14 protein-coding genes and 1 other RNA gene are annotated in these 14,699 nt (G+C 38.1%); 12 read left to right on the plus strand and 3 right to left on the minus strand.

Annotated features, from left to right (window positions below; genetic code table 11):
- Nucleotides 1–69 precede the first annotated feature (69 nt).
- Entirely contained in the window at nt 70–975 is a 906-nt protein-coding gene (locus DW036_RS15090; RefSeq protein WP_233560450.1) for a hypothetical protein, read from the plus strand.
- 174 nt (nt 976–1,149) lie between these two features.
- Nucleotides 1,150–1,830 carry a hypothetical protein gene (locus tag DW036_RS15095; protein ID WP_118465118.1) on the plus strand — a complete coding sequence of 227 codons (681 nt, stop codon included), beginning with the start codon at nt 1,150–1,152 and terminating at the stop codon, nt 1,828–1,830.
- On the opposite strand, the gene DW036_RS15100 is transcribed toward DW036_RS15095, so the two are convergent.
- Nucleotides 1,823–2,062: a hypothetical protein gene (locus DW036_RS15100; protein WP_118465119.1), complete on the minus strand. Its 240-nt coding sequence runs from the start codon at nt 2,060–2,062 to the stop codon at nt 1,823–1,825. The two genes, DW036_RS15095 and DW036_RS15100, sit on opposite strands and share 8 nt — an antisense overlap.
- Before the next feature lie 787 nt (nt 2,063–2,849).
- Here DW036_RS15100 and DW036_RS15105 point away from each other — a divergent pair.
- The 8 genes from DW036_RS15105 to DW036_RS15145 all read left to right on the plus strand — a co-directional run bounded on the left by DW036_RS15105 (nt 2,850) and on the right by DW036_RS15145 (nt 9,986).
- On the plus strand, nt 2,850–3,872 hold the full coding sequence (locus DW036_RS15105; protein ID WP_118465120.1) for a DUF3871 family protein: 1,023 nt from the start codon (nt 2,850–2,852) through the stop codon (nt 3,870–3,872).
- Between the two features lie 339 nt (nt 3,873–4,211).
- On the plus strand, nt 4,212–4,850 hold the full coding sequence (locus tag DW036_RS15115; RefSeq protein ID WP_118465121.1) for a recombinase family protein: 639 nt from the start codon (nt 4,212–4,214) through the stop codon (nt 4,848–4,850).
- Nucleotides 4,851–5,441: 591 nt separating this feature from the next.
- Nucleotides 5,442–5,768 carry a hypothetical protein gene (locus DW036_RS15120; protein ID WP_118465122.1) on the plus strand — a complete coding sequence of 109 codons (327 nt, stop codon included), beginning with the start codon at nt 5,442–5,444 and terminating at the stop codon, nt 5,766–5,768.
- 82 nt (nt 5,769–5,850) lie between these two features.
- Complete coding sequence (locus DW036_RS15125) at nt 5,851–6,696, plus strand: hypothetical protein (protein ID WP_233560451.1); 846 nt, start codon at nt 5,851–5,853, stop codon at nt 6,694–6,696.
- Nucleotides 6,697–6,949: 253 nt separating this feature from the next.
- Nucleotides 6,950–7,960 (plus strand): hypothetical protein, encoded by a 1,011-nt coding sequence (locus tag DW036_RS15130; RefSeq protein ID WP_118465123.1) that lies wholly within the window; start codon nt 6,950–6,952, stop codon nt 7,958–7,960.
- Between the two features lie 172 nt (nt 7,961–8,132).
- Nucleotides 8,133–8,261, plus strand: a complete 129-nt coding sequence (locus tag DW036_RS26190; RefSeq protein WP_255421313.1) for a hypothetical protein — start codon at nt 8,133–8,135, stop codon at nt 8,259–8,261.
- A 577-nt stretch (nt 8,262–8,838) separates the two neighbouring features.
- On the plus strand, nt 8,839–9,441 hold the full coding sequence (locus DW036_RS15140; RefSeq protein WP_118465124.1) for a riboflavin synthase: 603 nt from the start codon (nt 8,839–8,841) through the stop codon (nt 9,439–9,441).
- A gap of 5 nt (nt 9,442–9,446) precedes the next feature.
- Nucleotides 9,447–9,986, plus strand: coding sequence for a nitroreductase family protein (locus DW036_RS15145; protein ID WP_007664900.1), 540 nt, complete (start codon nt 9,447–9,449; stop codon nt 9,984–9,986).
- 89 nt (nt 9,987–10,075) lie between these two features.
- Here the strand turns inward: DW036_RS15145 and DW036_RS15150 are convergent, their stop codons facing one another.
- Together DW036_RS15150 and rnpB are read right to left on the minus strand one after the other, a co-directional pair.
- On the minus strand, nt 10,076–11,392 hold the full coding sequence (locus tag DW036_RS15150; protein WP_007664898.1) for a YihY/virulence factor BrkB family protein: 1,317 nt from the start codon (nt 11,390–11,392) through the stop codon (nt 10,076–10,078).
- Between the two features lie 130 nt (nt 11,393–11,522).
- An RNA gene (gene rnpB, locus DW036_RS15155) (RNase P RNA component class A) lies at nt 11,523–11,924 on the minus strand.
- A gap of 359 nt (nt 11,925–12,283) precedes the next feature.
- On the opposite strand from rnpB, the gene DW036_RS15160 reads away from it, so the two are divergent.
- On the plus strand, nt 12,284–13,486 hold the full coding sequence (locus DW036_RS15160; protein ID WP_118465125.1) for an NlpC/P60 family protein: 1,203 nt from the start codon (nt 12,284–12,286) through the stop codon (nt 13,484–13,486).
- Nucleotides 13,487–13,531: 45 nt separating this feature from the next.
- Nucleotides 13,532–14,698 carry a dipeptide epimerase gene (locus DW036_RS15165; protein WP_118465126.1) on the plus strand — a complete coding sequence of 389 codons (1,167 nt, stop codon included), beginning with the start codon at nt 13,532–13,534 and terminating at the stop codon, nt 14,696–14,698.
- Nucleotide 14,699: the final 1 nt, after the last annotated feature.

The raw sequence follows: 14,699 nt of genomic DNA on the forward strand, positions 1-14,699 counted from the left end.
TAGCTACTGATGAATTATATAACGGTAAACAATAATCTACTTCTTATACCTCAAAGTAAGAGTGCCAATATGGAAGTGTTGCTATTATACTACATACGAACTAAATGTAATAAAGATAATGCTTCTGCCATTGGTGAAAAGAGAATACAAGATGAATTGGAATTACCAGAAAGCACAGTCGAAGGCTATATTAAAAAGCTGAAAGAATATACAGATATACTATCCATAAGGACTTTAATCCCTAGTAATAAGAATGACAGGGCAGAAATTGAAAAGATTCTTGGTTTACATTATGATGGGGATGGAAGAAAGAAGAATGTATATTACTTCCATGATCCAGAAACATTTTACTATCTAAAGCCTAGTATAATCTACAGAACAGATATTGACAATGAAATTAAAGGCTTCCTAATTCGTTTGGCTTGTTTGTGTGACCTTGGCACTACTAAGATTTATACAGCAAATAGTCGAAAAGGCAAAGCCAATATATCATCTATAGCTAGCGATTTGAAAATAAGTAGAGAGAAAGCTACAAGCTTATTGAATAAATGCGAGAAGATGGGATTGATAAAGCCAATACCACGGGGCTACATAATTCTAGAGGATTCATTTTTACTGAATACAGAAAAGACCTGTGAAGATATAGTATATAATACCATATATAAACACTGCCTAGACAAAGGAGCAGTACCACCTAATAGGTATGAATTTAACAGGAAAGGACAGTCTATAGAATGTGAAGGGCTTACTATGCTTACACCTGCCATCTTTAGTAAATGGAGTATGCACATAGAGGAAGCTAAGAAGAAAAAAGAACCTTTATTGGAATTTAATGAATATATTAGAAATGTTTTACTGCCTAATAGGTTTCCTACACTTCCAGAAGAACCACACTGGGAATATTTCAAAAAAGCTATTCTGAATATTGAATTAAAAAAACAGCGATTATCAATAAGAGGGTCTATAGTCTTGTAAAGATTAGATAATAAGATAATTTTCGTATGCCAATTATTATATTCCTACTATTATAGTCAATAATTGAGGCTTATAAAATATTTATCTATAAGACACAATATAAATAATAAATATTGTGCTATTTTTGCCTACACATTGCAATATTGCTAGTTATATTAAAGTGATAAATATATTATGATTATTTATTTGTGGATTTGTATTTTAGTGGCTGTGCTTATGTTGACTAAATTTGTGATAAGCAAAATTGCCGAATATAAATATTTCAAAAAAATAGCCGTCTATAGTCATGTTTATGCAGAAGAATATAGTAAAATACATAAGCCTAGGGCTGTTGATATTAAATATTATTTCACTGCAGAAGGGATGCCACATGAGGATATTGAATATTCTCGATTAGATAAATATGGAGATGATTTTGATTATCAATTAGCTAAGAGAATTTTTTCAGAGAAAAAAGAAAAATGTCGTTGTGAGAGGTTATTGTATGCAGAACAGATAGAAAAGGAATATCGTAAAGCTTCAGAAAAATATAAATACATGCAATTCAGAAAATATTCTTATGTATATGAAAGTTTTCTATATGACATATTTTCTAATGAAAAATATATATCTAAAGAACATTTTGGTGGCATAAAAAAACAGATATTCTGTAATCTTGTAAAATATTTATGCAAAAACAATGATAAGAAGGCTGAAGAGCTAATACAACAATGGCATGAGAAAGAGCTAATATATACAGATTGTGAATATGTTTTTTTAGGGGAAACGTTAACTGTGTATTCGAATTTGTTGTCTTCAGAGGATGAATCTATATCTACTTGGCGAAAACGTAACAATATTAAAATGTTTATTTAAATATGTAATAGTTAGCTTTTAGATTGTATTTATGCCTTTTTACAAGCCGTCCTTTGGGAGTAAGGTCAAGTTCTGAGGCGGCTTTTATCAATCGGGCAAGCAATTCAGGTGAAATCTTCAATGGTGCTTTATCTATCTGAATTGTTGTCTTATAACGGATGCAGTGCTCTTCTGTTTCATCCGTAAAGGTAGTAATGGCATTGGGTACGATTGGTATTCTGATAGTGGTCATTGTGTTTTTAAATAAAATGTCTTTCTAATATGATTAATCTGTCTTCTTTGTTTGCGATAACCTTGTGTCTGTATCCATACGCCAATATGGACTTTATTGTCTCTGATGTTATTCTTCAAGGCTAATTCACGTAAATCCTGATAAGTGTATATTGTTGGCATAGATGGGATAAATATAAAAAATGAAAAGTGGCAAGCGACGGAGTAGACGCCAAATACCCCGTTTTTTTGCCACTATCCTACAAAATGAAAAAGTCACTCTAAATACAATGCTTATAGAGGACTACCATTAAATCTATTTAGCTGAATTTTATCTATGGAAGATTGAAAGGTGAAAGATTATAATTCCTGAGAATGAGCATAATTAGGAGATATGAGCTATTCAGGAACATGTATATTTTTCTTTCTTGTGTACTACAAATTTACAAATAAGAAATCAGGTAAAAAAACGAACGGTGCATATTCTTGAAACATTGCCACTATGTTGATACCACTTTCTGTAGTGGTCGTGACTACTTCCACCCCTATGAAATTATACATTTATGCGCACGATAAAGTACGGGTACTTATATAAAGATACCCCTCCCCATCATTGCTAAAGAAGAAATATATATAGAGTTATTTCTCATAGGTTTATGAACTGAAAAGTGACAAAAAAGAGCGTGTAGAGTTAGTTATAAGCACGAATTCACAGTAACCTCTAACCCCCCCCGAGAATAGTTGAAGATAAATGAAAATATTCATTGCTTCATCCTATCAATTTATAAACCATTTAAAATTAATTCATTATGAGAAATTTAGTTATTGGCAATTTGCCACAGAACAGAAGAAGTTTAAATTTGGGTGAGTATGCAGAAGACGCTACTTTAGTAATGGAAGAACAACCCACAAAGGAAAAGAGACCGTTATTCATTGAAGCCAATACTATGGAGGCTACTTTGGATCATCTAAAGAGTGACTGCATTATCCCTGTATTCGCAAAGGATAATGAGGCTACCTTATCACATGTGGCTTTCATTGAAACTGTGCAAGACGCTGCAAGGACATTCTTTCAAGGTGAACAAATAGAATTGCCTGATATTCGTGTGTCTCATGTTATTAAAGGCAGAATACCCGAAGCAATTCATAAGCCTGCCAATCAATTACTGGAAAGTGATAAGACTATCTATTACGAAAGGTGTGCTTTTGTGATTGAAATACCTACTATCTATGAGACAGTAAACGGTAACAGGTTGACTCTTACTATTGGTGGAGTTCGTGCGTATAACCATACGAACTTATACAGTAAGAAGACAGCAGAACGATTTAAAGTATTCATAGGCTTTACCTGTAAGGTGTGTACGAACTTGTGTGTATCAACTGACGGGTATCTTTCATGTTTGGAAGTCACTAATACAAATGAGTTGTATCGTGCCGTTTTGGAAATGTTCAATCGTTATGATCCAGCCAAGCACATACATTTGATGCAGACTTTAGGCAATACTTACTTAACGGAACACCAGTTTTGCCAATTACTTGGGAGAATGAGACTTTATCAATCATTACCACAGAGCCAACAGAAAGCCATACCAAGAATGTTACTAACTGACAGTCAGATTAATAATGTGGCAAAGTCTTATATTCAAGATGAGAATTTTGGCAGCTTGGGAAGTGACTTATCAATGTGGAAATTCTACAATTTACTGACAGGTGCAAATAAAAACAGCTATATAGACAGTTTCTTGGATAGGGCTTATAATGCTACAGAGATGGCAATAGGCATAAATGCCGCTCTGCATGGAGACGATAAATATAGATGGTTTATTGATTGATTGAAACGGGGAATATTCTGAAATACGAGTATTCCCCTTTTTATTAACTACTTAAAATTGAGAATCATGTTTTATAAGAAACTATTCATTTGGCTATTTTGGCTGATAATCGCATTGTTCACTGGTTGCCTACCGCTTATTTTGATAATCCTATGTATTCCAAACTTTATAAAACAAGAGGCAGAAAAGCCACCTGTAAAGTGGATGAATAACAGTAGACCAGTGAAAAGGAGATATGAACGGTATGAGAATGAAATCAAAAAATGAATGTGTTCAAATAAGTCTGTACAGGTGGTTTGAATACGCTTCTTTCTGTTATCAATTTAATCTTTGAATAATATGAAAACAAAAGCAGTGATATATGCCCGTGTCAGTTCGTCAAATGACAGACAGGACACAACAAGGCAAATAGAGGATTTAAGGAAGTATGCCGTTTCTCAGAATATAGAAATCGTGAACGTATTCCAGGAACATATAAGCGGTGCAAAGAAGAATGAGGAAAGGCAAGTTCTTACAAATTGCTTGAATTATTGCACTACTCATTCAGTCAACTATCTGTTATTATCAGAGCTTTCGAGACTTGGAAGAAGTACATTACAGGTTCTTCGCTCTTTAGAAGTACTGCATGAGGCAAAGGTATCTGTTTATATACAGAACTTGGGACTTTACACATTACAAGCTGATGGCAAGGTCAATCCCATTGTTTCAGTATTGACTACTATGTTGGCAGAGATGGGAAACATAGAACGGTCAAACATACAATACCGCTTAAATAGTGGAAGGGCTAACTATATTGCCAAAGGTGGAAAGCTGGGAAGAAAGAAAGGCAGTATGAAGACGGAAGAAAAGAAACTGGAAGAATACAGAGATACCATAGCTTTACTAAAGAAAGGCTATTCAGTCAGAAACATAGCCAAACTACAGGGTATTGGTATTTCTACAGTTCAGAGAATTAAGAATCAATTTATCAGAACATGAACTTTTAATGAACAATAGTTCTTGCCAATATAAACACTTTTCGTAACTTTGCAGCAATTTCAGGTACTTAATGAGTTAAGGCTGAAAGGACTTATTAGTTAACAAAGAGCGTTTAAGATATTATCTTGCATTGAAATCTCGACAATTTCATTCTTCAAAGATAATAGGCAAGAACGCTCACGCTTGTATGTTGTTATATACTTCTCATGCTAATGGGAAGACTATATAATTTCATAGGGCGTGGGCTATTGTTTATTATTTGAAGAAGGGCAGTCGAGAGCCTCAATGCAGTAATAACAATAGTTCCCACGCTTCTTTTTTGTATAACAGTCAGTAGGGAACACTGACTATAATACATACAAGTCAAGAAACAGATATTCTATTCTCTAATGTAGCAAACTATTAAAACAGTGTGCAGCTATCGCTGTGTTCCTCACACTTATTCAGAACTTACTTATTAACAGCATCTATAGGGAACATGGAGGCATAAACTATTTATAAAGATGAAAACATTAAGATTTATTGGAATGGCAGTAATTGCCGTAATTATGAGTGTGAATTTTATGGCTTGCAGTGACGATGATGATGAAGATGATAAGCAATCTAATACTATATATAGGTACATGGGAGGTAACAGGTGATACCTCTGATGAAGAATACAATGACATTGGTGATATCTATACATTCTATTCAGATGGAACAGGTTTACTTGAATGGGTAGATAACAGTGGGAAAGATTCTTCAACAATAACATATAAAATCAATTCAGACAATACAATCATATATATTGATTATGAAGACGGAGATGGTTTTGAAGAAATGCGCATGAGTATTACCGATAATGCTTTAATGAAATGGACTTATACAGATGAAGAAGATGGAAAGGACTACACAATGACATTGAAGCGCCTTAAGTAACATTGGCATAATATCATAATAAAGACAGCATTTGAAGCAATTCATTTGCTGTTTTTTTATTATCATTGCAAATAAAAAAGCAATGATGCAACCAATAGAAAAGTTTTCTTTCCAATATAATGTAGAGGAATATAAACTACTTGAATATGTATATCCTGTAGCTCAAGAATATGCACCAGACTTTGATTATAACGAGAATACAGGTGAATCTTACATGGCAGTTTCGCAAGCTCCAGATATTTTTAAAGGAAGGTATAACGCACGTAAGTTGCGACATAAATTCACAGTAGAGGAATATATGCAGGATAAAGAACTGCAAGGCTATCTGAAAGCATTGGAATTGGATAGTGAGGAGTTCTGGTATCTGTTGCTCTTTTGCTATGACTATAGTTGGGGAATTTGCATGGAAGGAATTGAGGTAAACAGGTCTCCTGTTGAGCACATAAGAGGCTTTATAGATGCGATCTATAGTAACTATACAGGCAGTGGTATGCTTGGAGCTATTTTCAATGAACCAATAAGTATAACCTTGAAAATGGGCAGAAAAAACATCGTGATTGATAACAATAATGCCATAGCCTGCATAGCTAAATTCTGCGATGACGGATTAGAAAATAATGACTTGACTAATTTGCCTAACGGGCATTTCGTAGATATAACTCGTAAGAGTTCAGATTCCTTTTCAGTGTTGGCTTATTATTTTTCCAAGATGATCATTTCCGCTTTTAACCACCAAGAGCAGGTGAAGGAGAAAAGAAAGAAGGGGGCAAACCTTTCAGATAAGGAGAAAATGGTTATTGCACATCTATTATACCTTACTGGTATCATAAGCAATGAAAGCGTGAAGGTAAGTTATGAATATCTAAAGACTATCTTAATGCGGTATAAAGATATGGAGATAAGAAGACTGAACTCATTCTATTTTTAAAGAGAATTTTTTCGTGCTAGGGGTGATCCTGCCTGCCTATTTCTATTGGACTTTACTCAAGAAATAGGTAGGCAGGATTTTTTTGTCTGATTTTGGGCTATAGCATGAAAAACATAGATTAATTGGTGCTTTTAGTAGGGGAACAGAAAATGCGCATTTTTTTGTTTCTTTTAGTTCTCCGATTAAAGGGCAATCTTTGCAGTATAAAAATAAATAAAGCTGGAGCGCACCAGTCTAAAAACTGCAAAAATATATGGATACAAAAGAAAGTATTAAGAATGAAATCTTTACTCTGGAATCAAGAGAATTGAACGAAGGAAAGAAAGTTGCTTTTATTGCTGGTGGTATCAATCGAGACATCGATAAAGCGAATGTGAAAGCTAAAATGAAGTCCATTACGGAATGTGGTCAACTATCGGAATTGGAAGTCGTCGATGGAGAAGATGTAATAAATGAAGGTCTAAGTTTGAAAGACCCTATGTCTGGACTTCCGATAGATAAAGAAAAGGCAAAGGAGTATTTGGCAATTGTTGATGGACAGCACAGGTATATGGCTATAATGGCACTTCGAGAAGAGGACAGATGTGGCAAGAAGAAGTATGAAGAAGCAGCGAGGAAATGGCAGAAGAATGGAAGGAACGAGGAAGATAAGCCCCAAGAATATACGCCTAAAGCCCCTGCACACATAAAAGCTAGATATCCATTGAATAATGAGATACTCATACAGACTCTTATTACTGAAGCAAATAACACATCTGTAAAGTGGGATAAAGCTGATTTCGCTAAACAAGCAGTGGCTATGTATCCCGATAATGAGGTTTTTAAGTTCATAGTTAAGTATATGGATATGCAACATCAAAAAGTAAAAAAGGGTGAAGTAGATGATATGTTACCGAATGGTGGATTTAAGCTGACAACACTTAGTAAGTATCTGACTTATTCTACTGATATAAAAGAATCGGTACTGGCAGATGCGTGTAAATATGGAGAAGACACTCTTACGAAGCATGTGGGTAATGAGCCTGAAAAAGTGGTTGAAAGAGCAGAGAGGATTATTAAAGCTGGTTTAGATGCAGGATTTACTTATCGTTTCTTGGCTAAAGGATTCTTCATCGACTGGATTATTAAGAAGAACAATCAAGGAACTGAATATACAAAATTAGCTAAAATGTTAAAGAAAACAGAAAAAAGAGATGTGGACAGTATTATGAAGGAAGCACAGAAGCATAATTTTATGGAGATATTAAATGAGAAAATAAAATAGTTAATCTTTAGTTATTGATATTAGTTGCCAGCTAGCGTAATGTTAGCTGGCTTTTTTGTTATCAATACACGAACTCCTTTTATGACATAACATCTTCAATATCAATCTTTTGCAGAGCTCTATAATCGTCTAATAGATTTTCACCTACACTTATGATAGCAAGACTTCTATATTGGTTATTAACTATGGGGAGCATGCAGGTGAAGATGAGATTGATAGTTACGATGTTACTATTGATGGTAGCATCATGAAAACTATAGACCGTGACTATGGTTACGAAACTACTTGGAAGAGGAAGTAAGTACTACATCATCTAATTAAGAAAACAGCATTTGAAGCAATTCATTTGCTGTTTTTTTTATTATCATTGCAAACAAAAAAGCAATGATGAAACCAATAGAAAGATAAAAATACCAGAGCCAACAGCAGACGAAGTGAAAGCACTTGTAGCAGCACTGGGAAAGTTCGCAAAGGTAGAAATAAAGAAAAACGCAAGAATATGGTTTAAGTGAATAACATAGCCAGAACAGAGAATCCAGCTATCAGAAGTGGTAGTTGGATTTTTTATTAAGAAGGGAAGTAATCATGTAATTTACTACTTGATTTTTCCTATAAATGAATTATCTTTGTGATGTTCTTACGGGCTAATTGAAGTACAAGTATAAAGAACAATTTACGTATTTGTTTGGTAATCAGACGGGTTTAGAAAAGCTCCATTTTTTTTGTACCTATGTCCCATTTATTTCGTATCTTTAGAGAAGATAAACTGCATCTCGGCAGAACTTTTTCATGCAAGCATGAAAGTTCTGCGCTCAATTTGCATTATCTTTGTACCACCAGAATGAGGAATTGTAAATCACTAAATTATAAATAGACTTATGTTTTCCGGAATAGTAGAAGAATGCGCCACCCTCGTGGCATTGGTAAAAGAACAAGAGAACGTACACTTCACGTTCAAGTGCTCATTTGTAAATGAATTGAAGATAGACCAAAGTGTGTCTCACAATGGTGTGTGCCTTACGGTAGTCAGCATGACGGAGGATTCCTATACGGTTACTGCCATGAAGGAAACATTGGAATGTTCTAATCTTGGGCTTCTGAAAGTTGGGGATGCAGTGAACGTAGAACGCAGCATGATGATGAACGGCCGTCTGGACGGGCATATTGTGCAGGGACATGTGGACCAGACTGCCACTTGCATGAATGTGGAAGATGCCGAAGGAAGTTATTACTTTACCTTCCGGTATGCTTTCGATAAGGAAATGGCCAAGCGTGGATATATCACGGTAGACAAAGGTTCGGTAACCGTGAACGGGGTAAGCCTGACAGTGTGCAACCCGACAGACGATACTTTCCAGGTAGCTATTATTCCTTACACTTTCGAGCATACGAACTTCCACGATATCAAAGCGGGCAGTGTAGTGAATCTCGAATTTGATATTATCGGCAAGTATATCAGCCGGATGATACAGTTTAACTAATAGATATGGAAGATTTTCTGAAGTTAGTTGCTTCCCGGCAGAGCGACCGTGCTTATGATATGAGCCGTCCCGTTGAGCCTGAGAAGCTGGAACGGATATTGGAAGCTGCTCGTCTGGCACCTTCGGCTTGTAATGCGCAGCCGTGGAAGTTTGTTGTAATCAATGATCCGGAGCTTTCCGTCAAAGTAGGTAAGGCTACTGCCGGACTGGGAATGAATAAGTTCGCTAAAGATGCTCCTGTACACATTTTGGTGGTGGAGGAATCAATGAACGTAACTTCATTTCTGGGTGCAAAGATTAAAGACAAGTATTTCCCTTTAATAGATATTGGCATTGCCACTGCTCATATCACATTGGCTGCTGAGAGTGAAGGACTGGGCTCTTGTATTCTCGGTTGGTTTGATGAGAAAGAAATCAAGAAGCTGACCGGTATTCCGTCTTCCAAGCGATTGCTGTTGGTTATCACCATTGGCTATTCCGTGAAAGAGAAGCGGAAGAAAGCAAGAAAGCCGAAAGAAAAGGTGGTTTCTTACAATAAATACTGATTTAGTGATTAGCGGTAAGTGATAAGTGATTAGCAAGTTGCGCTATGGTCGCGTTGCTAATCACTTATCACTTACCGCTAATCACTAATTTACAGGTCTTTCAGCAGTACATGGCTCGCACTCTTATAATACTCCTCGCGTGCCTTCATCAGTACATCCCATTGATCGCTGAATTCTTTTTCCTTATCGATCTTGAAATCTTCCGAACCGTGCGTATCCAGTCTGTCCAACAATAGTGCGACATTCAATTTATTGATGTCCATTGCAGGCTGATAACCGATTACCTCGTCTTTTTCATCTACCACTTCATGCAGCAGGTTGATTTCCTGTAGCTCGTATAGCACCTGATGCGTCAGGCGGATAGGAATCTGGCATTCTTCGGACATTTCTTCGGCAGTGTACGGCTTAATATTCTCTTCAAACCGCTTGGCTATAAGAGACATGATAAGAATGGAAACAAAATCCCGGAACCTTCTGCTGATATTTTTGGTATCCTTGTCAAAGCTGAAATTCCGGATGTTTTGTCCTGCGTAGGTCAGCTCTGCGCCAAACAGGCAGATGGTCCATGATATCTGAAGCCAAAGCAGAAACAAAGGGAGTGCGGCAAAACTACCATAAATGGCATTATAGCGTGATACCCATAGCTGACCACTGATATAGAGAAACTGGAATGCCTGGTGTGCCGTTCCTGCAAGAATTCCTGAGATGAGTGCAGGCTTAAACCTAACTTTGGTATTTGGCATATAGATGTACAGTCCCGTGAACATAAACCACGTTAGTACGAAAGGTATCAGGCGTATCAGGAACTTCAGGATAGGAGCCAGCAGAACAAAGTCTTCTATGTACTTTAAGCTGGTAGACATGAAGATAGAGAGACCACCCGAAATTACAATCAATATAGGCATCAGTAAGAACATGGAGAAGTAGTCCGTGATTTTACGGTACATACTTCGCGCTTTTTTTATTTCCCAAATACGATTGAACGTGATTTCAATGCTGCTGATCAGGTTGATAACCGTCCATAACAACATGATTAAACCCACTCCGATGAATATGCCGCTTTTAGTCTGCGACAGGTAAGAATTGACAAACTGCAGGATTACTTCCGTCGTTTGATTGTGTCCTCCAAATCCCATCCGCACCTGGCTTTCCATAAGATTGTCGAAGCCGAATCCGCGTGCGATGGCAAACAGGATGGCAAGAATGGGAACAATGGCGAGCAGTGTGCTGTAAGTCAGTGCAGAAGCTTTATTTACCAGTCTGTCTTTAGTGAAACGGTTAATGCATAGATAGATTGTTTTAATAATATTATAGAGGGAGAAGGTCGTTTTAGTGACTTCGTCCTCCGTAATACGCCAAATGTCGTATGTCAGGAATTTCCAAAGAGCAGTAATACGTTTATTCATAATCAATGAAGAATGAAGAATTAGGAATGAAGAATTAAGACTATAGAACGGAGAACTCTATCAAATTGTTGTACCAATTGTTGTATCATGCAGAAGTTCTTCATTCTTCATTCTCAGCTCTTCATTAAAAAAAAGCAGTCGGTCTGTAAGCCGGGTTCTGTTCCTTGTTTTCAGGAAGAATTCTTCATTATTCATTCTTAATTCTTTATTCATCAAGGTGTCCATCATTTATCTGAGCCGTATGTCACCATACAAGCTTTAGCGGTCTACCCTCCGACATGGAGCGAGCAGCTCTCATAGCGTCGGTTTACATGACCTTACAACTCCCAAGACGCACAGCCCTTGTGTCGCCACAAGACTGGTAGGCTCTTACCCCACCTTCTCACCCTTACCGACGCCCGAAGACGCAGGCGGTTGTTTTCTTCTACGTTACTCTACCCTCGCGGACAGCTTTCTGTTAGGAAGTGGGATGCTCTGTGTTGCCCGGACTTTCCTCGTGCGCCGAAGCGCAAGCGACAGACCGACCAACTGCTTTTGTTGGGCAAAGATACGACTTTTATGCCAGCGGATACAAAACCTTGCTGAGTTTTTTAACTTCTTCTGAAGAATGAAGCGTTTGTTCCTCCTTTTATTCTTCTTTGCAAGCGGACATAATCAATGTTTTATCTACTCTCTGTCTGATCCACATCAACCTCGTACCTGCTCCGTGTCTATACACTTGGACTTGATACGGACTTGATACGGAGTTGGTACGGTTTTGGTACGGCCTTGATACGGAGATGGTGGGTTTCATTCTAAAACTATATCTTAATATTCCTGAAAATATATAACCAAAATAGAAATTATTTCTAACTTTGCTAATACTTAATAACCCCCAAATCATTTTAGCTAATGAAAAGACTTATTCCTATCGTATCCCTGTTCCTTTTCGCTTCGTTATGTTCGGTGGCTTCGGAAGTCGGGGACAGGGCTATTCCTGCCGATGTGGCACAGTTATCCGACAGCTTGAAACGTCAGTATGCCCCGGACAAACGAGTGGCACTTTTTGATGTAGATTATTCCTTTGCCGGTAAAAATGTGATGTTACGTGGTGTAACCACCTCTCCTGAAGCGAAAGCAGCTCTTCTCAATGGATTGTCGAAAGCCAATTATAAAGTGATGGACTGTCTGAAGGTATTGCCGGATGAGGCTGGGCTGGAAGGAAAAACATATGGTATCATTAATGTATCGGTATCCAATCTTCGTGTAGAACCGGATTTTTCATCCGAAATGATGACGCAGGGATTGATGGGGATGCCTATCCGCGTGTTGCAACGCGATGGCTGGTATCGCATTCAGACACCGGATAATTACATTGCCTGGGTACACCGTGTAGGTATTCATCCGGTAACTAAAGAAGAATTTCATGCCTGGAATGCAGCAGAGAAAATTGTGGTGACTTCTCATTACGGCTTCGTGTATTCCGAACCTAATCAAACTTCCCAGACTGTTTCTGATGTGGTTGCAGGTAACCGCTTGAAGTGGGAGGGAAGCAAAGGAGCTTACTATAAGGTTGTTTATCCTGATGGACGGACGGGGTATATCTCAAAATCCATCTCTATGCCGGAAAGTAAATGGCGGGCTTCCTTGAAGCAAGACGCTGCCAGTATTATCCATACGGCACACACATTAATGGGCGTTCCATATCTTTGGGCGGGTACTTCTTCCAAAGGAATTGATTGTAGCGGTTTCATGCGTACTATTCTGTTCATACATGATATTATCATTCCGCGTGATGCTTCGCAACAAGCTTATGTGGGCGAGCATATTGATATTGCTCCTGATTTTGGTAACCTGCAACCGGGGGATTTGATTTTCTTCGGCCGTAAAGCTACGGCAGATCGTAAAGAGCGTGTGGTGCATGTGGGAATGTATATTGGGGATAAACGGTTCATTCATTCACAGGGAGATGTGCATGTCAGTAGTTTTGATCCTGCCGACGAACTCTTTGATGAATATAACCTCGGACGGCTGTTGTTTGCTACGCGTGTGTTACCTTATATAAATAAGGAAGAATCCCTGAATACAACGGCAACAAACCCTTATTATGAATAATCCGTAATTCTCCCATCATCATCTAATAATTTAAAAACGAATCATATGCAAAACAGAAGAGATTTCCTGAAAACAGCGGCTTTCGCTGCATTAGGTTCCAGTGTGGCTATTAACAATGTGTTTGCAGGGGAAAGCACCCCGTCTCTGTTCAATATCAATAAAAGTGGTGTGAATGCCAGGATGAAATTGCGTTTCTTCCCGTATGAGTTGAAGTTGCGTCATGTATTTACGGTGGCTACTTACTCACGCACCACAACTCCTGATGTGCAAGTGGAGATTGAATATGATGGAATTACCGGTTATGGAGAAGCATCCATGCCGCCCTATCTGCAGAAAGAGTTGGGTACAATGGAAAGTGTAATGGCTTTCCTGAAGAAAGTGCAGGATGTCATCGGGCAGTTCCCCGATCCTTTCCAGTTGGAAGATATTCTGGTTTATGTGGATAAACTTTCGCCGGGAGATGCTGCTGCTAAAGCTGCTGTAGATATCGCCTTACATGATCTTGTGGGAAAATTGCTGCAAGCCCCGTGGTATAAGATTTGGGGACTGGATAAGGACAAAGCCCCTTCTACTACCTTCACTATCGGTATTGATACACCCGAGGTGGTACGTGAGAAAACGAAGGAATGTGCGAATCAGTTCAATATCCTCAAAGTAAAACTGGGGCGTGAGAATGATAAGGAGATGATTGAAACCATTCGTTCTGTAACCAGTCTTCCTATTGCAGTAGATGCTAATCAGGGTTGGACGGATAAGCATTATGCCATCGACATGATACATTGGCTTCATGAAAAAGGAATTGTCATGATTGAACAACCAATGCCTAAGACCCAGTTGGATGACATTGCCTGGGTGACGCAGCAAAGTCCGTTGCCTATCTTTGCCGATGAATCTTTGCAACGACTGAGTGATGTGGCTGGTTTGAAGGATGCATTTCATGGTATCAATATTAAGTTGATGAAATGTACAGGTATGCGCGAGGGCTGGAAGATGGTGACATTGGCGCGTGCTTTGGGTATGAAAGTGATGGTGGGATGTATGACAGAAACATCGTGTGCATGTTCGGCCGCCGCTCAATTCTCTCCCGCAGTTGATTTTGCCGATCTGGATGGCAATCTGCTTATTGCTAACGACCGTTTCAAAGGAATGGAAGTGATAAAGGGTAAGATTACATTGCCCGATTTGCCGGGTATCGGAGTTGTGAAACTATAAA

It is taken from the genome of Bacteroides sp. AF39-11AC, from assembly GCF_003474285.1.
Taxonomy (GTDB): domain Bacteria; phylum Bacteroidota; class Bacteroidia; order Bacteroidales; family Bacteroidaceae; genus Bacteroides.